This is a genomic window from Cupriavidus sp. 10L45 (assembly GCF_056395225.1).
In genome coordinates this window covers 427,094-448,497 of the sequence record NZ_JBFTJC010000005.1, presented here as the reverse complement: position 1 = coordinate 448,497, position 21,404 = coordinate 427,094, and the positions used below count along the sequence as shown (strand labels likewise).

The 21,404-nt window shown below is 67.9% G+C and carries 19 protein-coding genes; 15 read left to right on the top strand and 4 right to left on the bottom strand.

Annotated features, from left to right (window positions below; genetic code table 11):
• Positions 1–61 precede the first annotated feature (61 nt).
• The 7 genes from AC1DFU_RS12140 to AC1DFU_RS12110 all read left to right on the top strand — a co-directional run bounded on the left by AC1DFU_RS12140 (position 62) and on the right by AC1DFU_RS12110 (position 7,498).
• Positions 62–1,012 (top strand): ABC transporter permease, encoded by a 951-nt coding sequence (locus AC1DFU_RS12140; protein WP_092292988.1) that lies wholly within the window; start codon positions 62–64, stop codon positions 1,010–1,012.
• A 10-nt stretch (positions 1,013–1,022) separates the two neighbouring features.
• Complete coding sequence (locus AC1DFU_RS12135; RefSeq protein WP_441591130.1) at positions 1,023–1,910, top strand: ABC transporter permease; 888 nt, start codon at positions 1,023–1,025, stop codon at positions 1,908–1,910.
• A 2-nt stretch (positions 1,911–1,912) separates the two neighbouring features.
• Entirely contained in the window at positions 1,913–2,995 is a 1,083-nt protein-coding gene (locus AC1DFU_RS12130; protein WP_441591131.1) for an ABC transporter ATP-binding protein, read from the top strand.
• Positions 2,996–3,020: 25 nt separating this feature from the next.
• A complete protein-coding gene (locus AC1DFU_RS12125; protein ID WP_441591132.1) occupies positions 3,021–4,043 on the top strand; it encodes an ABC transporter ATP-binding protein in 1,023 nt (340 codons plus the stop codon).
• Between the two features lie 39 nt (positions 4,044–4,082).
• Entirely contained in the window at positions 4,083–5,273 is a 1,191-nt protein-coding gene (locus AC1DFU_RS12120; protein WP_441591133.1) for an amidase, read from the top strand.
• 36 nt (positions 5,274–5,309) lie between these two features.
• The gene (locus AC1DFU_RS12115; RefSeq protein WP_092292980.1) at positions 5,310–5,723 is read left to right on the top strand and encodes a DUF3830 family protein; all 414 of its coding nucleotides are present in this window, start codon (positions 5,310–5,312) and stop codon (positions 5,721–5,723) included.
• 131 nt (positions 5,724–5,854) lie between these two features.
• Positions 5,855–7,498, top strand: a complete 1,644-nt coding sequence (locus tag AC1DFU_RS12110; protein WP_441591134.1) for a rhomboid family intramembrane serine protease — start codon at positions 5,855–5,857, stop codon at positions 7,496–7,498.
• Between the two features lie 58 nt (positions 7,499–7,556).
• On the opposite strand, the gene AC1DFU_RS12105 is transcribed toward AC1DFU_RS12110, so the two are convergent.
• Entirely contained in the window at positions 7,557–10,667 is a 3,111-nt protein-coding gene (locus AC1DFU_RS12105; protein WP_092292976.1) for an efflux RND transporter permease subunit, read from the bottom strand.
• 3 nt (positions 10,668–10,670) lie between these two features.
• Positions 10,671–11,909, bottom strand: a complete 1,239-nt coding sequence (locus AC1DFU_RS12100) for an efflux RND transporter periplasmic adaptor subunit (RefSeq protein ID WP_441591135.1) — start codon at positions 11,907–11,909, stop codon at positions 10,671–10,673.
• Positions 11,910–12,212: 303 nt separating this feature from the next.
• Between AC1DFU_RS12100 and hpnD the strand changes: the two genes are divergently transcribed.
• A complete protein-coding gene (hpnD, locus tag AC1DFU_RS12095; RefSeq protein WP_441591136.1) occupies positions 12,213–13,049 on the top strand; it encodes a presqualene diphosphate synthase HpnD in 837 nt (278 codons plus the stop codon).
• A gap of 55 nt (positions 13,050–13,104) precedes the next feature.
• Positions 13,105–14,367, top strand: a complete 1,263-nt coding sequence (locus tag AC1DFU_RS12090) for a Zn-dependent hydrolase (protein ID WP_092292971.1) — start codon at positions 13,105–13,107, stop codon at positions 14,365–14,367.
• A 12-nt stretch (positions 14,368–14,379) separates the two neighbouring features.
• Here AC1DFU_RS12090 and AC1DFU_RS12085 read toward each other — a convergent pair whose 3' ends face one another.
• Positions 14,380–14,697, bottom strand: a complete 318-nt coding sequence (locus AC1DFU_RS12085) for a hypothetical protein (protein WP_441591137.1) — start codon at positions 14,695–14,697, stop codon at positions 14,380–14,382.
• A 331-nt stretch (positions 14,698–15,028) separates the two neighbouring features.
• On the opposite strand from AC1DFU_RS12085, the gene ompR reads away from it, so the two are divergent.
• The 6 genes from ompR (at position 15,029) to AC1DFU_RS12055 (ending at position 20,875) form a co-directional block, all read left to right on the top strand.
• Positions 15,029–15,751, top strand: coding sequence for an osmolarity response regulator transcription factor OmpR (gene ompR / locus AC1DFU_RS12080; RefSeq protein ID WP_006576352.1), 723 nt, complete (start codon positions 15,029–15,031; stop codon positions 15,749–15,751).
• A 25-nt stretch (positions 15,752–15,776) separates the two neighbouring features.
• Positions 15,777–17,126 (top strand): ATP-binding protein, encoded by a 1,350-nt coding sequence (locus AC1DFU_RS12075; RefSeq protein WP_092292967.1) that lies wholly within the window; start codon positions 15,777–15,779, stop codon positions 17,124–17,126.
• Positions 17,127–17,284: 158 nt separating this feature from the next.
• Positions 17,285–18,583, top strand: a complete 1,299-nt coding sequence (gene tcuC / locus AC1DFU_RS12070) for an MFS transporter (protein WP_092292965.1) — start codon at positions 17,285–17,287, stop codon at positions 18,581–18,583.
• Between the two features lie 300 nt (positions 18,584–18,883).
• A complete protein-coding gene (locus AC1DFU_RS12065) occupies positions 18,884–19,432 on the top strand; it encodes a peroxiredoxin (protein WP_092292963.1) in 549 nt (182 codons plus the stop codon).
• Positions 19,433–19,556: 124 nt separating this feature from the next.
• On the top strand, positions 19,557–20,078 hold the full coding sequence (locus tag AC1DFU_RS12060; RefSeq protein ID WP_092292961.1) for a carboxymuconolactone decarboxylase family protein: 522 nt from the start codon (positions 19,557–19,559) through the stop codon (positions 20,076–20,078).
• Positions 20,079–20,293: 215 nt separating this feature from the next.
• Complete coding sequence (locus tag AC1DFU_RS12055; protein WP_092292959.1) at positions 20,294–20,875, top strand: GNAT family N-acetyltransferase; 582 nt, start codon at positions 20,294–20,296, stop codon at positions 20,873–20,875.
• Positions 20,876–20,896: 21 nt separating this feature from the next.
• Here AC1DFU_RS12055 and ispF read toward each other — a convergent pair whose 3' ends face one another.
• The gene (gene ispF, locus AC1DFU_RS12050) at positions 20,897–21,403 is read right to left on the bottom strand and encodes a 2-C-methyl-D-erythritol 2,4-cyclodiphosphate synthase (protein WP_092292957.1); all 507 of its coding nucleotides are present in this window, start codon (positions 21,401–21,403) and stop codon (positions 20,897–20,899) included.
• Between the last annotated feature and the right edge of the window lies 1 nt (position 21,404).

The following is a 21,404-nucleotide window of genomic DNA, read 5'->3' as shown; positions in this document are numbered from 1 at the left end:
CTCTCCCGCAAGCGGGCGAGGGGAGAAAACCCTCCGCCCCCACACTAGCCGGCCACAGACCATGACTTACCTGCTTCGCCGCATTCTCTATGCGCTGCCTATCCTGCTTGGGGTTGCCCTGCTCTGCTTCTCGCTGGTCCACATCGCCCCCGGGGACCCCCTCGTCTCGGTGCTGCCGCCCGATGCCTCCGAAGACCTCCGGCGCCAACTCACCGCGCTGTACGGCTTCGACAAACCGTTCCTCGAACAATTTCTGCACTGGCTGGCCCGCGCGCTCCATGGCGACCTGGGCACCTCCATCGCCACCAACCGGCCGGTGATGAGCGAGGTTTCCACCGCCGTGATCAACTCGATCCGGCTGGCCAGCGTGGCCACGCTGATCGGCTTCACCTTCGGCTGCCTGTTCGGCTTCGTGGCCGGCTACCTGCGCGATTCCATCGCCGACCGCACCGCCTCCTTCCTGTCCGTGCTCGGCGTCAGCATTCCCCACTACTGGCTCGGCATGGTGCTGGTCATCGCCTTCTCGGTGCTGCTCGGCTGGCTGCCCGCCACCGGCGCCGGCCCGGGCGGCTCGGGGGACTGGGCGTGGGACTGGGAGCACTTCCAGTACATGCTGCTGCCGGCCATCACGATGTCGGTGATCCCGATGGGCATCGTCGCCCGCACGATCCGGGCGCTGGTGGCGGAGATCCTGTCCAACGAGTTCATCGTCGGCCTGCGCGCCCGGGGCCTGTCGGACGTGGCCGTGTTCCGCCACGTGGTCAAGAACGTGGCGCCGACCGCGCTGTCCGTGATGGGCCTCCAGCTCGGCTACCTGCTCGGCGGGTCGATCCTGATCGAGACCGTGTTCTCGTGGCCCGGCACCGGCTTCCTGCTGAACTCGGCCATCTTCCAGCGCGACTTCCCGCTGCTGCAGGGCACGATCCTCGTGCTGGCCGTCTTCTTTGTCCTGCTCAACCTGCTGGTGGACGCGCTGCAGACGCTGTTCGACCCCCGCATCCAGCGCAATTAAGGAGGCCCCCATGCAGATCGCACTGAACAAGGCCGTGGCGCCGCTGCCCGTGGCGCGCTCGCCCGGCTACTGGGCCACCGTGGGCCGCCGCCTGCTGCGCAACAAGCTGGCGATGGCCGCCGCGCTGATCCTGATCGCCCTGGTGGTGTTGGCGATCTTCGCCCCGGCGCTGATGCCGGCGGACCCGTACGCGTCCTCCATCCTCAAGCGGCTCAAGCCGATCGGCACCGCTGGCTATCCGCTCGGCACCGACGAACTGGGCCGCGACCTGCTCTCGCGCCTGATGCTGGGCGGCCGGCTCTCGCTGTTCATGGGCATCACGCCGGTGCTGCTGGCGTTTGTGATCGGCAGCGCACTCGGCATCTTCGCCGGCTACGCGGGCGGCTGGACCAACACCATCATCATGCGGCTCACCGACATCCTCTACGCCTTTCCGTCGGTGCTGCTGGCCATCGCGCTGTCCGGCACGCTGGGCGCCGGGGTGGGCAACGCGCTGCTGTCGCTGACCATCGTCTTCGTACCGCAGATCGTGCGGGTGGCGGAGAGCGTGACCACGCAGGTACGCAACCGCGAGTTCGTCGATGCGGCGCGCGCCTCCGGGGCCAGCTCGCTGACCATCGTGCGCGCCCATGTGCTGAATAACGTACTTGGGCCGATCTTCGTCTATGCGACGAGTCTGATTTCGGTGTCGATGATCCTGGCCTCCGGGCTCTCCTTCCTGGGCCTCGGCGTGAAGCCGCCCGAGCCCGAGTGGGGCCTGATGCTCAACACCCTGCGCACCGCCATCTACACCCAGCCCTGGGTCGCCGCCCTGCCCGGCGCGATGATTTTCCTGACCTCGATCTCGTTCAACCTGCTGGCCGACGGCATCCGCTCGGCCATGGAAATCAAGGAATGAACATGAGCGACCTCCTCACAGCGCCCGCACCCGCCCACGCCCGCGACATCGGCGGCCCGGCCCAGCCACTCGTGATCGCGCGCGATCTCGTCAAGCATTTCCCGCTCAAGTCGGCCATCCCGTTCCACAAGGCCGGCGAGGTCCGCGCCGTGGACGGCGTCAGCTTCGACGTGCTCAAGGGCGAAACCCTCGGCGTGGTCGGCGAGTCCGGCTGCGGCAAGTCCACCACCGCGCGGCTGCTGATGCAGCTCACCGCGCAAGACAGCGGCGAGCTGATCTTCGACGCCCAGGGCGTGGGCTCGCCCCAGTTGTCGATGAAGGCGTTCCGCAGCCAGGTGCAGATGGTGTTCCAGGACAGCTACTCGTCGCTGAACCCGCGCCTGACCATCGAGGAATCGATCGCCTTCACGCCGCGCGTGCATGGCGTGCCGGCGCGGGAGGCCACCGAGCGGGCGCGCTACCTGCTGGAGCGCGTGGGGCTGGACCCGGCGCGCTTTGCCGGGCGCTATCCACATGAGCTGTCCGGCGGGCAGCGCCAGCGGGTGAACATCGCCCGCGCGCTGTCGCTGCGGCCCCGGCTGGTGATCCTGGACGAAGCGGTGTCCGCGCTCGACAAATCCGTGGAAGCCCAGGTGCTGAACCTGCTGCTCGACCTCAAAGCCGAGTTCGACCTGACCTACGTCTTCATCAGCCATGACCTCAACGTCATCCGCTACCTGTGCGACCGGGTGATGGTGATGTACCTGGGCAAGGTGGTGGAGATTGGCGATACGGAGTCGATCTACGCCAATCCCTCGCACCCGTACACGCGCGCGCTGCTGGCGTCGATGCCGTCGATGGACCCGGACCACCGCACGCTGGCCGCGCCGCTGGCGGGCGACCCGCCCAACCCGATCAATCCGCCGTCCGGATGCAGCTTCCATCCGCGCTGCGCCCGCGCCGAGCCGGTCTGCGAGCGCCGCACCCCCGTGCTGGCCGACGAACTGGCCGGCCATCCCGTGTCTTGCCTGATGGCGATGCCCGACGGTGGCCACTCGCTGCCGCTGCGGCGCATGACGCCGGGCCTGCACGCGGCCACGCCCTGACCCACCTGACCTGCGGGAGACCCCTATGACAGCCCCCCATTCCCCTGCCGTCTCGGTCAAGGACCTCCACGTCACCTTCGCCGGCGGCGGCAAGACCATCCGCGCGGTGAACGGCGTGTCGCTCGACGTGGCCCCCGGCGAAGCCGTGGCGCTGATCGGCGAATCCGGTTCCGGCAAGAGCGTGACGCTGCGCGCGCTGATGCGCCTCCATCCGCCCCGCCGCACGCGCATCGGCGGCCAGATCCATGTCGATGGCCAGGACGTGCTCGCGCTGGACAAGCGCGCGCTGGCCCGGCTGCGCGGCGGCACCGTCGCCATGGTGTTCCAGGAGCCGCTGCTGGCGCTGGACCCGGTGTACACGGTGGGCCAGCAGATCGTCGAGTGCATTCGGACGCACAAGAAGGTGTCCGCCGCCGAAGCCCGCGCGCTGGCGCTGAAGGCGCTGGAAGCGGTGCGCATTCCCAGCCCCGAGCGGCGGCTGGCCGCCTATCCGCACGAGATGTCCGGCGGCATGCGGCAGCGGGCGATGATTGCGCTCGCGCTGTCGGCCCAACCGAAAATCCTGCTGGCCGATGAGCCCACCACGGCGCTGGACGCCACCGTGCAGATCCAGGTGCTGATCCTGCTGCGGGAGCTGCAACGCGAGCTGGGCCTTTCCATCGTCTTCGTCACGCACGACATGGGTGCGGCGGTGGAGATTGCCGACCGCGTGGCCGTGATGTACGGCGGCCGCATCGTCGAGGAAGGCCCGATCCGCACGCTGCTGCGCGAGGCGCGCCACCCGTACACGATGGCGCTGCTGCAAAGCCGCCAGCACGGCATGGATCGCGGCCAGCGGCTGCAGGCCATCGGCGGCGCCCCGCCTGACCTGGCCGCGCTGCCGCCGGGCTGCACCTTCGCCCCGCGCTGCGCGCACGCCCGCCCCGCCTGCCTGGCCGAGGTGCCGCGCAGCGTGGCGCTGGGCAACGGCCACCGCGTCAGTTGCGTGCTGGTGGCCGATAGCTCCGAACCTTCGAATACCGCCGCTGCCTCGCCGGCCGCCGCCTAAACTCCATCCATCCTCCGAAAAAGAAGGAAGCCGAACGCCATGACCCTGGCCACCCATCCCGCCCGCGCCTTCATGCCCTACCCCGACGCGCCCGTGCCCAACGCGGCCATCGGCCCGCTGCGGGGGCTGACCTTCGCCGTCAAGGACCTGTTCGACGTGGCCGGCTACCCCACCGGCGGCGGCAATCCGCACGTGCTGGCCCGCTCCGGCATCAAGACGGTGACCGCGCCCACGGTGCAGAAGCTGCTCGATGCCGGCGCGATGTTCGTCGGCAAGTCGCACACGGACGAGCTGGCCTTCTCGATGAACGGCCAGAACGCGCACTACGGCGGCCCGGTCAACGGCGGCGCGCCCGATCGCGTGACGGGCGGTTCGTCGTCCGGGTCGGCCTCGGCGGTGTCCAACAAGCTGTGCGACTTCGCGCTCGGCACGGACACCGGCGGCTCGGTGCGCGCCCCGGCCAGCCACTGCGGCCTGTTCGGCATCCGCCCCTCGCATGGCCGTATCTCGCTCCAGCACTGCATGCCGCTGTGCGAGACGCTCGATACCTGCGGCTTCTTCGCCCGAGACATAGGCACCTTCGCCCGCGTGGCGGACGTGCTGTTCGGCAAGGATGCCGATCCGCTGCCGGCCCGGCCTCGCCTGCTGCTGGCATCGGACTTGTTCGAATTGCCGACACCCGAAGCTCGCGCCGCGCTGGCGCCCACGGTGGCGCGCATCGAGGCCGTGCTGGGCCATGCCACCCCGGTGGACGTGGCCGACCGGCCGCTGGCCGACCTGTACTGGGCCTTCCGCTACGTGCAGGGCTGGGAAGCCTGGCAGGCCGATGGCGCGCTGATCGAGAACTACGGCCTGCAGATGGGCCCGGACGTGGCCGCGCGCTTCGCGTTCAGCAAGGGGGTCACGCAAGCCCAGTTCGAGCAGTCGAGCGCGGTGCGCCGCGAGTTCACCGCGCACCTGGGTCGCCTGCTCGGCCATGACGGCGTGCTGGTGCTGCCGACCATGCCGGACATCGCCCCGCTGCGCACCGCCGCCGGCGAGACGCTGGAGGACTACCGCACCGCCGCCGCCCACTCGCTGTGCCTGACGCCGCTGTCGGGCTTCCCGCAACTGAGCCTGCCGCTCTCCGGCCGCGCCGGCGCGCCGCTCGGCATTTCCCTGCTCGGCCCGAAGGGCAGCGACCGCAGCCTGATCGCCGTGGCGGAGACGCTGATGACGGCGCTGGCCTGACCCGGCCCCCATCGACCCCTCTATATAGATATAGCCATGCCCCGACTCCGCATCACCGCCGCCGGCCAGACCTTCCTGGCCGACACCCACCCGGACGCCCCCGAGACCGTGGCCGCCTTCCTGAAGCTGCTGCCCTACCGGCAGAAGCTGATCCACGTGCGCTGGAGCGGCGAAGGCTGCTGGATTCCGCTCGGCGAATTCAAGCTGGGCGTTGGCTTCGAAAACCACACCAGCCACCCGTCCGTGGGCGACATCCTGTTCTACCCGGGCGGCTACAGCGAAACCGAGATCATCCTGGCCTACGGCAGCTGCTGCTTCGCCAGCAAGATGGGCCAGCTGGCCGGCAACCACTTTCTGACCATCGTCGAAGGCCGGGAGAACCTCCGGGCGCTCGGCACCAAGGTGCTCTGGGAGGGCGCGCAGGACGTGGTCTTCGAACTGGCCGACTAGGGCCGCAACCCTCCCGACGGGGGAGATGCTTCCCGACGGACGACCGCATATCGTCGCGTGACGCGCGCCGTGGCCCTGCCGCACCGGGGCCAGCGAGATGACGCGATGACATCGTCTTGTCGGGAAGAACCATGCAGACATCGCTATTCATGCGCGCGCCGGCCATCGGCTCGCGCCGCAGCGGCGCGTTCCATGTGCGCCGATTCGGGTCCGCGCTGCTCGTGCGCGCCTTGCTCTGGCTCTGCTTCGGCGGGCTGGGGACGCTGCTCCTGCTGTTCTCGCACGGCAAGACCAGCCTGATCGTCGTCGGCGCCGGCTTCTTCGGCGTGCTGATCCTGTTCGAATGGTCCTGGGGCCGGCACGCGCCGCTGCGCAAGCCGCTGTTGACGGTGGACGCCGGCGGCATCGGCTCGACGTCCTTCCCGCGCCGCCGCCCCCACCTGCGCTGGGCCGAGATCGCCGCTGTGGCGGTGCGCAACCTGCGCGGCGGTCCTGTGATCGAGGTCTTTCCCAAGCCCGTGCCGGGCGCCCGGAAACGGACCCCGGCGGCGTTCACGATCCGGCTGGCCCTGATGCGCGAGGCAGACCAGCAGCTCGCCCAGGCGCTGGTCACCCATCACATGCGTACGGCGGGCGTCGCAGTCGATAACGCGCTGGCGGCCGACCAGGCCTTCCGGGCCGAGATGCAGGCACTGCCGCACACCTGGGGCCTGTACGCGATGATCGCCCTCGACGTGGGGATCTGGCTTTTCACGCTCACGCACGGCGCCACGCTCGACGCCACAGCGCCCGCCAAGCTCGTCGACTGGGGCGGCAACGCCGCCGTGCTGGTGCAGGAGGGCCAGTGGTGGCGGTTGCTGACGGCCACCTTCCTGCACAGCAGCCTCCGGCACATCGGCGCCAACATGCTGGTGCTGTTCCTGCTCGGCAAGCATGTGGAGCGGTTCTACGGCACGCGCGGCTTCCTGCTGATCTATCTCGGCGCGGGGCTGGCCGGTAGCGCGCTGAGCCTGCATTTCGGGGCGCAGACGGCGGTGTCGGTCGGAGCGTCGGGCGCCGTGTTCGGCGTGGGCGGCGCGCTGCTGGCGGGGGTGCTGCGGCATCGCCGGCTGCTGCCCGAGGGCATCCATCGGCAACTGACGACGGACGCCGCGGTGATGATCGGCTATTCGCTGGTGCAGGGCTTCCTGTCAACCCGCGTGGACAACGCCGGGCACGTGGGCGGCCTGATCGGCGGCGCGCTGATCGCGCTATGCCTGCCGGTGCGGCTGGACCGCGCCAGCTACGCCCGCAAGCTGCGGCGCGGCCTGGCCATGGCGGCAGCCGTTGCCGCCGTGCTGGTGGTGGGTACCGCCGCGCTGGCACCGCGCGTGCCCCAGGCCATGCGCGACAGCCTGGCCGCTTCCCGCCAGATCGAGCGCGCCCACAAGACCTTCACGACCGCCTTCCAGGCCATGCAGGCCGACAATGCGGCAACCAAGGCCGGCCGGATGACGCCCGAGGAAGCGGACGACCGCAGCCGGACCGTGCACGCCCCGGCGCTCGATCAGGCCGTGTCCGAACTGGTCCGCATCACGCTGCCGCCGGGCGACCCGCGCGCGCCGCTGGTGCAGGACATGACGCTGCTGGCCGACCTGCTGCGGGAAATGGCCCGCATGCCGTCGGTGAAGGATCCCCGCACCGGCAAACCCGTGGCCGCCGATCCCCGCCGCGCAGCGCAGATCGCGGTGGACATCGTGCGGCTGACCGCCCAAATGAAAAAGCGCCAGTCGTAACCGGCGCTTTTTCTTCTCCCCCAGGGATCACCCCGCCTACCCTGCCATCACCCCGCCATCACCCCGCCATCACCCCGCTGTCGCCCTCGGGCGGCTTCACGCGGAACCACGCTGCGTACAGCGCCGGCAGGAACAGCAGCGTCAGCACCGTGGCGATGATCAGCCCGCCCATGATGGCGGCCGCCATCGGCCCCCAGAACGTCGAGCGCGAGAGCGGGATCATCGCCAGCACGGCCGCCGCGGCGGTCAGGATGATCGGCCGGAACCGGCGCACCGCTGACTCGACAATGGCCTGCCACGGCGGCACCCCGGCGCTGATGTCCTGCTCGATCTGGTCCACCAGGATCACCGAGTTGCGGATGATCATGCCCAGCAGCGCCGTAATGCCAAGCTGGGCGACAAACCCCATCGGCGCGCGCAGCAGCAGCAGCGTGGCGGCGGCGCCGATCAGCCCGAGCGGGCCGGTCAGGAACACCATCACCGAACGCGAGAAGCTGTGGAGCTGCAGCATCAGCAGCGTGAAGATCAGGAAGATGCACAGCGGCAGTTGCGCGGCGATGGACGCCCCCGCCTTGCCGCTCTCCTCCTCGGCCCCTGCCACGGTGATCAGGTAGCCGGGCGGCAGGTTCGCGCGCAGCTTGTTGAGCTGCGGGTTGATCTGCGCGGTCACGGTCGGACCCTGGATGCCATCCACCACATCGGCCTGCACGGTGATGCCGAAGTCGCGGTTCTCGCGCCAGATCACGCCCGGCTCGGACTTCAGCGTCACGCGCGCCACCTGCGTCAGCGGCACCGCGCGGCCTGTGTTGGTCGGCACCAGCACGTTGGCCATGTCGGACATCGCGTCGCGCTCGTTCTTCGGCGTGCGCATGATGATGTCGATCAGCTTGTCGGCGTCGCGATACTGGCCCACCGGCACGCCGGTCAGCACGGCCTGCGTGGCACGGGCGATGGCGTTGGTGGTCACGCCCAGCGCGCGCGCCTTGTCCTGGTCGATCTCCAGGCGCAGCATCTTGACGTTCTCGTTCCAGTTGTCGTTCACGCCCACCGTGTTCGGATTGGCGGCCATGATCGCCCGGACCTGATCGGCAATTTTGCGCACGCCGGCGGCCTCGGGCCCGATCACGCGGAACTGCACCGGGTACGCCACCGGCGGTCCGTTCGGCAGCAGCTTCACGCGGCCGCGCAGCTGCGGGAACTGGGTGGCCAGCACCTCCATCACGCGCTTGCGCAGCGCGTCGCGCGCCTCCACGCTGACCGGCATCACAATCACCTGCGCCACGTTGCTCTGCGGGAAGATCTGGTCCAGCGGCAGGTAGAAGCGCGGCGCGCCGACGCCGACGAAGGTGGTCAGGCTATCCACGGCCTTGTCGCGGCGCATGGCGGTCTCGAAGCGCTTGGCCTCGCCCTCCATCTGCGCGAAGCTGGTGCCCTCGGGCATCCACAACTCCACCATCAGCTCGGGCCGGCTCGAATCCGGGAAAAACTGCTTCTCGACGAACTTGAACGCCCACAGGCCCAGCGCGAAGCTGACCAGCGTGACGGCGATCACGGTCTTGCGCCACGTCACGCACCAATTCACCAGATGCCGGAAGCGCGCGTAGAACGGCGTGTCGAACACCTCGTGATGGCCGCCGTCGCTGGCGCGGGTCTTGAGCAGCAGATAGCCGAGGTAGGGCGTGAAGTACACCGCCGCCAGCCACGACAGCACCAGCGCCAGCGCCGTCACGGCGAAGATCGCGAAGGTGTACTCGCCCACGGTGGACTTGGCCAGCCCCACCGGCAGGAAGCCGGCCGCCGTGATCAGCGTGCCGGTCAGCATCGGCATGGCCGTGGAGGTGTAGGCGAAAGTGGCCGCCTCCATCTTGGAGAAGCCTTCCTCCAGCTTGCGGACCATCATTTCGACGGCGATGATCGCGTCATCCACCAGCAGCCCGAGCGCCACGATCAGCGCCCCGAGCGAGATCTTGTGCAGGCCGATGCCGAAGATGTTCATGAACAGGAACGTCACGGCCAGCACTAGCGGGATGGTCAGCGCCACCACCAGCCCGGGGCGCACGTCGAGCCGCAGCGGCTTGGTGTGCAGCCCCAGCGCGATGAAGCTGACCGCCAGCACGATCACCACGGCCTCGATCAGCACGTGCACGAACTCGCCCACCGAGCGCTTGACCGCCTGCGGCTGGTCCTGCACCTGCTCCATCTCGATGCCCATCGGCAACTGGCCGCGCAGGCCGTCGGTCACGCGGCGCAGTTCCTGGCCCAGCGCGATGATGTCGCCGCCCTTCTCCATCGAGATGCCGAGCCCGATCACATCCTTGCCGTTGAAGCGCATGCGGCTGGCGGGCGGGTCGATATAGCCGCGATAGACGTGGGCGATGTCGCCCAGCCGGATATTGGCGATGCCGTTGGGCCCGCGCAGCACCAGACTCTCCAGGTCCTGCACATCGCCAAGCTGGCCGGTCACGCGGACCTGGAGGTTGTCGGTCGGGGTGACCATCACGCCACTCCCGGTGGGATTGTTCTGCTCCGAGATCTGGTTGGCGATGGCGTTGATGTCGAGCCCAAGCTGCGCGAAGCGCGTCTGGTTGAACTCGATATAGAGCTTCTCGTCCTGCAGGCCCAGCAGCGTGACCTTAGCCACGGCGGGCACGCGCAGCAGCGCCTGGCGGACGAGGTCGGCGTACTCGCGCAGCTCCTTGTAGTTGAAGCCGTCCGCCGAGAGCGCGTAGATCGAGCCGTAGACATCGCCGAATTCATCGTTGAAGAACGGGCCGCGCACGCCCTGCGGCAGGGTCTGGGCGATGTCCCCGATCTTCTTGCGCACCGTGTACCAGATCTGCGCGGTGTCCTTGGCGGGCGAGTTATCGGCCAGCTGGAAGATCACCGTGGTCTCGCCCGGCTTGGAGAAGCTGCGGATCTTGTCGGCGTACGGCACTTCCTGGAGCTGCCGTTCGATCTTGTCGGTCACCTGCACCGCGATCTGCTCGGCCGTGGCGCCGGGCCAGAAGGCCTGCACCACCATCACGCGGAAGGTGAACGGGGGGTCTTCGTCCTGACCAAGCTGGAAGAAGGCCAGCAGGCCGCCGATCAGCAGCACCACCAGCAGGTAGCGGGTCAGCGGCTGGTGCTCGAGCGCCCAGCGCGACAGGTTGAAGCGCGAGTGTTCCATCGATCAGCCCTTGCTGCCGGCGGCGGCGCCCGGATTGGAGGCCGGCTGGGCCGACTGGGCAGGCTGGGCGGACGTGGCGCTCTGCATCGGCTTGACCTTCTGGCCCGGCTGCAGCAGGTGCACGCCGGCCGTGACGATGGTCTGGCCCGGCGCCAGCCCCTGGCGCACCTCGATTTCATTGCCCTGCGGGTCGCCCAGCGTCACCGGCACCGGCTTGACCGTGCCCGTGCCGCCACTGGCCGCGCCCTGGTAGATCCACACCTGATTGGTGCCGCGGTCCTGCAGCAGCGCGGTCAGCGGGATGCGGATGGCGGCGGACTCGCCGGTGCGGGTAAAGGTGACCACGGCGGTCATGCCGAAGCGCAGGTCGGCGGGCGGATTGGGCACGCTGACGCGCGTCGGGTAGGTACGGGTGACCGGATCGGCGGCGCCCGAGATCTCGCGCACGCGGCCCGGCAGCGCGCGGTCCGGCTCGGCCCAGGTGCGCACGGTGACGTCGGAGATGCCGCGCAGCATGTCCACCTGATCCTCGGGGAGGCCGATGGCGACCTCCTTCTCGGCGATCTGCGCCACGCGGATCACCGACTGCCCCGCCGTGACCACCTGGCCGACCTCGGCATCGACGGCCGTCACCACGCCGTCCGCATCGGCGGCGAGCACGGCGTAGCCGGTCTGGTTGCTCTGGTTGCGGAGATTGGCCTGCGCCTGCTCCAGCCGCGAGGCGGCGGAATCGTAGGTGGCCTGGCGCCGGTGCAGCTCGGCGGCACTGATGAAATTCTTGGCGGCCAGCTCCTTGTAGCGCTTCAGGTCGGAGTCGGCCAGATCGCGGTCGGTCTTGGCGGCATCGAACTGGGCACGCGCGGAGGCTTCGGCCAGCGCCAAGTCGGTCGGGTCCAGGCGGGCCAGCGGCTGGCCCTTCCTGACGCTGGCGCCTACGTCCACCAGACGGGCCGAAATCTTGCCGGGCACCCGGAAGCCCAGGCGCGACTCCACGCGCGGCCGTACCTCGCCCGAAAACTCGAATGCGGTCTTCCCGGCACCCGAATGCAATTGCAACAGCCGCACGGGCCGCACGGCCTCCACCGGCTCCGCCTTCTTCCCGCAGCCGGACAGCCCGGCCAGGATCGCCAGCGTCGCCACGGTCAGCAGGGCGACCATCGGCGTCCGGCGGGTCCGGGCGGGCATCGGGGAAACATCAACGTCGGCGGCCGCAACATCCGGCCTGGCATAAGGCACTGGCATGGGTTAAGCGTCTTGAGTCGGTGGAACGTCGGAACAAGCTGGAGAGTGCGGGGGGACAGCCAATTGGGGAAAGCGTCTCGCGGCGGACCCTTCTGCGGGTGCCTGCCGGGGAATTAATAACTGGCCGGTCAGTAATATAACGAGCGGCTCCGAGTGCGTCAAACGCCGGGCGACGAATGGGCCGAAACTTGGCGCGAATGGCGGACACGGGGTGGACGGGGGGCGATGTTACAATTTGCCGCTTTCGCGGACCCGCTGCGCCGGTCCGTATCGCCCCACAGACCGCATTAAAAAGAGATTGGCGTGACGCCCGATCAGTATTGCCAGGACAAGGCCGCCCCGGGCGGCTCCCTCCCCTACTACAGCTTCCTGTTCCTCCCGACCGAACGCCGCCGCGCCATCACGGCGCTGTACGCCTTCCGCCGCGAGCTGGAGGCCATCATCGACGAGAGCCACGACGCCGGCGTAGCCCACCAGCGGCTGGACTGGTGGCGCGGCGAACTGCGCCGCCTCTATGACGGTCAACCGTCACATCCGGTCACGCAGGCCCTGCAGCCCCATATTGCGCCGTGCGGCCTGCCGCAATCCGAATTTTCTGAAATGCTGGACGGCATGGAAATGGATCTGACCCAGACCCGCTACCTCGACGAAGCCGGTTTGAAACGCTACTGCCAGTGCGCGGGCGGTGCCGTGGGCGTGCTGTCGGCCCGGGTGCTGGGGTTTTCCGATCCGCGCACGCTGGACTTCGCCCGCCAGCTGGGCCTGTCGATGCAGCGCGCGACCATCGTCCGTGATGTGGGCGAGGATGCCCGCCAGGGCCGCATCTACCTGCCGGTGGACACGCTCCAGCGCCACGAGGTACCAGCGGCCGACATCCTGCAATCGCGCTACTCCGAACGCTTCGTGGCCCTGATGCGCGAGCAGGCCGAGGTGGCCCGCACGCTGTACCGCGAGGCGCTGGCGCTACTGCCGCGCCAGGACCGCCGCGCCCAGCGCGCCGCGCTGGTGATGGCCGCCATCTCCCATGCCCAGCTCGACGAGATCGAGGCCAGCCAGTTCCAGGTGCTGACGCAGCGCATCGCCCTGACGCCGATGCGCATGCTGTGGATCGCCTGGAAGACCTGGCTGCGCAACCGCTGACCGCCATCGAACCGAATCGAACCGAACTGATCCCGACCCGACCCCGATCCGCACCATGACTACCGTACTCGCCTCGCTCGGCCAATCCATCCTCGACCGCGCCGCCGCGCTCGCCGCCCACTCCGACATGGAGGACGGGCTGACCTGCGCGTTCCTTACGCCGGCGCATCGCCGGGCACAGGCGCAACTGGTGCAGTGGATGGAGGAAGCCGGCATGGCGGTGCGCGTGGACGCCATCGGCAATGTGATTGGGCGGTATGCCGCCGATCCGGCCGTGGCTGCGCCGAAGGTGCTGATGACCGGCTCTCATTTCGACACCGTGCGCAACGGCGGGCGGTATGACGGGCGGCTGGGCATCCTGCTGCCGATTGCGGTGGTGGGCGCACTCCATGCGGCGGGCATCCGGCTGCCGTATCACTTCGAGATCGTCGGCTTCGCCGAGGAGGAAGGGCTGCGCTTCAAGACCAGCTTCCTGGCAAGCAGCGTGCTGGCGGGCCGCTTCGACCCGGCCCTGCTGGACCGCGCGGACCCGGACGGGGTGACCATGCGCGAGGCGCTGGCCCAGTCCGGCCTGCCCGGCGCCGGCAGCCTGGACGCCCTGCGCGCCGCGGCGGTCGATCCGGCCACGCTGGCAGGGTTCGTCGAAGTGCATATCGAACAGGGCCCGGTGCTGCTGAACCGCGACCTGGCGCTCGGCATCGTCACGCAGATCGCAGGCAGCAGCCGCTTCCAGGTGCGGGTGGAGGGGCTGGCCAGCCACGCCGGCACCACGCCGATGGACATGCGGCGCGACGCCGCCACCGGCGCCGCCGAGATGATCCTGCTGGTGGAGTCGCGCTGCGCGCAGGTGCCGACGCTGGTCGGCACGGTGGGCCAGCTTCAGGTGCCGAACGGCTCCAGCAATGTGATTCCGGCCGCGTGTGTGTTCTCGATGGACATCCGCGCCGGCGAGGACGGCATCCGCGAAGCCGCCATCACCGACATCGTGATGGGCATCGAGCGGATCGCGGCGCGCCGTGGCCTGACCGCCACCGTCGAACGAGTGACGCCGGTGAACAACGCGCCGTGCGCGCGCTGGCTGATGGATCAGTTCGGCGCGGTGCTGCGCAAGCGCGGTCTGGAGGCGTTCGAGCTGCCGTCCGGCGCCGGGCATGACGCGATGATGATGCAACGCATGACCGACGTGGCGATGCTGTTCGTGCGCTGCGGCAATGGCGGCATCAGCCACAACCCGCTGGAAACCATCACCGTGGAAGATGCGCAGCTGGCGGCCGAGGTATTCGTGGATTTCCTGCGACATTTCCGACCGCAGGACTGATAGGGAGGGCGGTCAGCCGCCTTCGTACATCTCGCGGCCGAGATCCTGGAGATTCTTGCGCAGCGTCTTGCGCTCGTCGGGCGAGAGTTTGGGATGCCCGCCCGGTGGGCCCTGGCGGCCGGCGCGGTCGGCCATGTCGCGCTCCGTGCGGTACTTTTCGGCGCGGGTGCGGGCCTCGCGCTGGTCCAGGCGCTCACCGCCGCCCGGCTTGCCCGGCACGGCGGGGGTAGGTGCGCCACCGCTGGCGTGGCCCGGCTGGGCAGGGCGGAGTAACTGGGCCATGCCCGCCGACTGCGCCTGCGCGAGCGCCGGCAGCAGTACGATGAGCATGGCCGCGCCGGCATGGCAAGCCGCCCGCACGCACGCCGTGCGTTGCAGGGTTTGTCCGTGCCGGTTTTGCTTCACTTTCATTGGATAATGGCGGTCTTGACCGTGGTCGCACATCCGCGGGGAGGACGACGCAGGCACTATGCCAACGCCTTCGTCAGAGAGATGGGACGCCCCTTGGTCACCGTGAATGCCCGTCGCGCCAAATCGGCGTCGGGCTACGGTTTGCGGAGTGTAATTGCACAAAAGATGCACGCCGCCATACCACAGGGTAAAGTATGTAACGTTTTGTTAAGCCATTTTGAGCGAAAGCGTAAGTCGCTAAGATACCGCCATGGAAAATACCAGCCACAAGATTCTCGTCGTGGACGACGACCCGCGATTGCGCGACCTGCTGCGCCGCTACCTTGGCGAGCAGGGGTTCACGGTACTGGTGGCGGAAAACGCCACCGCCATGAACAAGCTCTGGCTGCGCGAGCGGTTTGACCTGCTGGTGCTGGACCTGATGATGCCGGGCGAGGATGGCCTGTCCATCTGCCGCCGCCTGCGCGGTGCCAACGATCAGACCCCGATCATCATGCTGACCGCCAAGGGCGAGGACGTCGATCGCATCGTCGGCCTGGAAATGGGCGCCGATGACTACCTGCCCAAGCCTTTCAACCCGCGCGAGCTGATCGCGCGCATTCACGCCGTGCTGCGCCGCAAGGGCCCCGCCGAGGTACCGGGCGCCCCGTCCGAGACGCCCGAAACCTTCGCCTTCGGCGATTTCGTGCTGAACCTGGCCACCCGCACGCTGACCAAGAACGACGAGGAAATCACGCTCACCACGGGCGAATTCTCGGTGCTCAAGGTGTTCGCGCGGCATCCGCGCCAGCCGCTCTCGCGCGAGAAGCTCATGGAAATGGCCCGCGGCCGCGAATACGAAGTGTTCGACCGCAGCCTGGACGTGCAGATCTCGCGCCTACGCAAGCTCATCGAACCGGACCCGGGCAACCCCCGCTTCATCCAGACGGTCTGGGGCCTGGGCTACGTCTTCATTCCCGATGGCGTGAAGTAGTCCCGGTTCGTCCGCAGTCAGCATCGTGGCGACCGCTCTCGGCCGTACCGCAACGCGGTTCTTTGGTTCGCTGTTCTGGCGCACCTTCATGCTGATCGCCCTGTTGCTGGCGATCTCGCTGGGTATCTGGTTCCAGAGCTACCGGCTCTTCGAACGCGCACCGCGCGCCCAGCAGATCGCCATGCAGGTGGTCAGCGTGGTCAAGCTCACGCGCGCGGCCCTGCTCTATTCCGACCCGGCGCGGCGGCGCTTCCTGCTGCTCGACCTCGTGCAGAACGAAGGCATCAAGGTCTATCCGCGCGAGAAGGACGACGACTTCGCCGCGCCCACGGCCAACCCGTTCCTGACCCAGCTGGTGCAGCAGGAGATTCGCGGGCGGCTGGGCGAGGACACCGTGCTCGCCACCACCGTCAATGACATTCCGGGCGTGTGGGTCAGCTTCGAGATCGAGGGGGACGATTACTGGGTCGCCATCAGCCCGGAGCGCTTCGAGCGCGTGCCGGGCATCCAGTGGCTGTGGTGGAGTATCGCCGCGCTGCTGCTGTCGATCATCGGCGCGGCCTTTATCACGGCGCGCGTGAACTACCCGCTCAAGCGCCTGGCCAACGCGGCGCGCCAGATCGGCACCGGCGGCGACCCGCCGCCGCTGCGCGAGCATGGCGCCAGCGAGGTGGCCCAGGCCAACCGCAGCTTCAACCAGATGGTGCGGGACCTGCGCCAGCTCGACGACGACCGCGTGGTCATGCTGGCCGGCATCTCCCACGACCTGCGCACCCCGCTCACCCGGCTGCGGCTCGAGACCGAGATGTCGCCGGTGGACAACATCACGCGCGACGCCATGATCGCCGACATCGAGCAGATGGACGCCATCATCGGCCAGTTCCTCAACTACGCCCGGCCCGGCCAGGAAATGGTGGAGCCGGTGGATCTCTCCGCGCTGGTCCAGGACGCCGTGGGCGTCTATGCCGCGCACGACGATGTGCGCGTGCACGTGCGCGCCAACGGCCCGGTCATGGCGGTGGCCAACCGCATGGAGATCCAGCGCATCCTGGACAACCTGGTCGAGAACGCGCGCCGCTACGCCAAGGACGAGGAAAGCGGCATGGCCGAGGTGGAGATCTCCACCCGGCTCGATGACAAGGACGCCGTGCTGACCGTGGCCGACAACGGTCCGGGCGTGCCCGACGCCCAGCTCTCCCTGCTGACCCGGCCGTTCTACCGGCTCGACAGCGCGCGCAGCGAGGCAAAGGGCGCAGGGCTGGGCATGTCCATCGTCAACCGCATCCTCCAGCGCAACGGCGGGCGGCTGGTGCTCGCCAATCGGCCGCCACCCAAGTCCGGGCTGGTGGTGCGCGCCTGCTTCCGGCGCGCATGAGGCGCCACCCCGCGCGGGCACTGACAGGTTTTCGACAGCATTTGATAGCAGATTGAAAGGCGGTTGACAGGGCATTGACAGCCCCGCGGCGCACACTGGCGGCCATTGCGATCCCACAACATGTCGCCGGCCGCACCGGCGCTGACCGAGAGACAGCCATGTCCAGCACCGCCTCCGCGCCGGCTTCCCAGCACAGCGCCCGTACCGTGTTCCGCGTCGTCAGCGGCAACTTCCTCGAAATGTACGATTTCATGGTGTACGGCTTCTACGCCGCCGCCATCGCCCGTACGTTCTTCCCCAGCGGCAACGAATTCGCCTCGCTGATGCTCTCGCTGGCCACCTTCGGCGCCGGCTTCCTGATGCGTCCGCTCGGCGCCATCATTCTTGGCGCCTATATCGACCACCATGGCCGCCGCAAGGGCCTGATTCTCACGCTAATCCTGATGGCGATGGGCACGCTGCTGATTGCGCTGGTGCCCGGCTATGCCTCGATCGGGGTGGCCGCGCCGCTGCTGGTGCTGGCGGGCCGGCTGCTGCAAGGGTTCTCGGCCGGCGTGGAGCTGGGCGGGGTATCGGTCTACCTGTCCGAGATCGCCAAGCCGGGCCAGAAAGGCTTCTATGTGGCGTGGCAGTCGGCCAGCCAGCAGGTGGCGGTGATCTTTGCCGGGCTAATGGGTGTGATCCTGCACGCCACGCTGGCGCCGGAACAGATGGATAGCTGGGGCTGGCGCGTGCCGTTCCTGATCGGCTGCCTGATCGTGCCATTCCTGTTCATGATCCGCCGCTCGCTGGAGGAAACCGAAGCCTTCCGCACCCGCAAGCACCAGCCCACCATGCGCGAGATCTACCGCTCGATGCTCGACAACTGGGGCATCATCCTCGCGGGCTGCATGATGGTGGTGATGACCACGGTGTCGTTCTACATGATCACCGCCTACACGCCCACCTTCGGCAAGACCGTGCTCAAGCTCGGCGACGTGGACAACCTCATCGTGACGATGTGCGTCGGCCTTTCCAACTTCATCTGGCTGCCGCTGATGGGCGCCGTCTCCGACCGCGTGGGACGCAAGCCGCTGCTGGTGATCTTCACCATCGCCACCCTGCTGACCGCCTACCCGGCCGTGTCCTGGCTGGTGGCCGAGCCGTCCTTCGGCCGCCTGCTGATGGTGGAGCTGTGGCTCTCCTTCCTGTACGGCAGCTACAACGGCGCGATGGTCGTCACGCTGGCCGAGATCATGCCGCCGGCGGTGCGCACGGCGGGCTTCTCGCTCGCCTACAGCCTGGCCACGGCGCTGTTCGGCGGCTTCACGCCCGCCATCGCCACCTACCTGATCCACGAAACCGGCAACAAGGCCGCGCCGGGCCTGTGGCTGACGTTCGCCGCCGCCTGTGGCCTGGTGGCCACGCTGGTCATCTTCCGCACCCGCCGCCTGCAGGGCGCCCTGCGCACCGCCTGATACGCGTGGCCTGATGCGGCCCCGACCCGATCGCCGCCACAAGATGAAACTTTTGTGGCGGCTTTCGTCATGTGCGTCCGCACATGGCATACTCACCGTTCGTCTTTGGCGCGCGCCGTGCAGGGAAAGGCCGATGCCTATCGGTCTCTTTGAGACAATCAATTGGCCCTGCGCGTATCGGACAGGTCATAATCTGGCTTTGTTGCGATGCCGTATCGTGGCGTTCTGCAGCCCCGTGCTGCCCCACCCCGCCCGGCGTGTCGCGTGCGTTACTCTGTTCAACCGTATCAGGAGAAGTTGATGAAGACCGTTGGTGACAAGATCGAATCGTTCCAAATCGTTGGCGTGAAGCCGGGTTTCAACAACCACGAAGAGAATGGCCAGTCGGCTTTCGAAGACATCACCGAGAAGTCCTTCGAAGGCAAGTGGAAGATCATCTACTTCTACCCGAAGGACTTCACCTTCGTGTGCCCGACCGAAATCGTCGCCTTCGCCAAGCTGAACGACGACTTCGCTGATCGCGACGCGATCGTGCTGGGCGGCTCGACCGACAACGAGTTCGTGAAGCTGGCATGGCGCCGCGAACACAAGGACCTGAACAAGCTGAACCAGTGGCAATTCGCCGACGTGACCGGCTCGCTGGTGGACCAGCTGGGCGTGCGTGACAAGGCTGCCGGCGTGGCCCTGCGCGCTACGTTCATCGTCGATCCGGACAACGTGATCCAACACGTGTCGGTGAACAACCTGAACGTCGGCCGTAGCCCGGACGAAGTCCTGCGTATTCTGGACGGCCTGCAAACGGACGAGCTGTGCCCGTGCAACCGCGCTGTCGGCGGCGCCACGCTGTAATTTGTTTGACCTGCCAACCGCCCTCCCCGGGCGGACCGGCGCGCGCGGAAGTGGCCAAACCGGCGCTTCCGCGTCAAAGCCCGCAAATGCGGGTTTTTTGAGCCCTGGACGATAGGAGAAATAAATGGAATTCCTCAGCACGATTAAGAACCTCATTCCCGACTACGCGAAGGACATCCGCCTGAATGTGGATGGCACGATCGCGCGCTCGTCGCTGGAAGGCAATGACGCCGTGGGCGTGGCACTCGCCGCCGCCTTCGCCGCCAAGAGCAAGATCATCGTCGATGCCATCCGCAATGCGAACGTGCTGTCGCCGGAGGAAGTCACCGCTGCGCAGACGGCTGCCGCGCTGATGGGCATGAACAATGTCTGGTATCCGTACATCGAGATGGCCGAGGACCCGGACCTGTCGAGCCAGCCCGCCGGACTGCGCATGAACGCCTACGCTACCCATGGTGGCGTGGACAAGCGCCGCTTCGAGATGTACGCACTGGCCGCGTCGATCATCGGCAAGTGCCACTTCTGCGTGAAGTCGCACTATCAGTTGCTGAAGACCGAGCAAGGCATGAGCGCGCAGCAACTGCGCGACGTGGGCCGCATCGCCGCCGTGATCGGGGCTGCCGCCAACGTGATCGCCGCAGAATAAGGCTTGCCGGGCAGGCATTGCCCGCCTGGTCAGGAAAACCTGCCGCCACCGCAAGGGGCGGCAGGTTTTTTTTCGCCCCAGCGCGAAAGCCTGATGTCAAGACGATGTCAATACGCTGGGCGGCATGTTGTCTGACACGCAAACGGGCGATCGGGAACCATGCACTTGTGCCGCGACCGGCCTACAATCCACGCAAGGACACGGATACAGAGGCCATGAGTACCTTGCCTTCGCATACCTCCCCCCGTTTTCGCTTCCGCCTGGCGGCGGCGTACGACTGGGGCGACATCGCAGCGGTCACGCAGCAAGCCTATGGGCAGTATGAGCTTGCGATCATGGAAGATTGCCGCGCATCGTTCCAGCGCGGCATGCAGTCCGTGCTGGCCGCAAAGGACAATCCCGACATGGAATGGTGGGTCGCCGAGAGCGACCACGGCATCAGCGGTGCCGTGCTGTTCTGCCATCCGGGCGCCACGCTGCCCGCCCTGGACGACAGCACCGTGACGCTGACGCAGCCCGAGGCACGGCTGCTGTCGGTCAGCCCGCAGGCGCGTGGCCAGGGGCTGGGACATCGGCTGATGCAGATCTGCATCCAGCGGGCGCGCGATATCGGCGCCAGTGCGCTGGTGGTGCGGACCATGCCCGAGATGGCCTCCGCCAACAAACTGTGCCAGCAGATGGGCTTCCAGAAACGGACCGAAGCCGGCGCACGCAGCGGCGCCATGGCGCGCCTGAACGACTACACCTTCGCGATCCTGCCCGAGGAAGCGCCGCTACCGTCGCCACCCCCGGTCTGACTGTCTGATCGCGCAGTTGCTTCAATCCTGAACGTCGCCAGCCTTGCGGTAGATCAGCACCGCGGCCTGCGCGACGATGCCCTCTTCGCGCCCTTCGAACCCCAGCTTCTCATTGGTCTTCGCCTTCACGTTGCAACGCGTGACGGGCAGGCCGAGGTCTTCCGCGAGATTCGCCACCATGCCGCCGATATGCGGCGCCAGTTTTGGCTTTTGTGCGATGACCGTGGCATCCACGTTGCCGATCTCGTAGCCGGCCTCGCGCACCCGCCGGGCCGCCTCGCGCAACAGCACGCGACTGTCGGCACCGGCGAAATTCGGGTCCGTGTCGGGAAAATGCCGGCCGATGTCGCCCAATGCGGCGGCACCGAACAGCGCGTCGGTCACGGCGTGCAGCAGCGCGTCGGCATCGGAATGGCCGAGCAGGCCACGGTCATGCGGAATGTCCACGCCACCCAGGATCAGCTTGCGGCCCGGCACCAGGGCGTGCACGTCATAGCCCTGGCCAATGCGGATATCGAACGGATTCAAT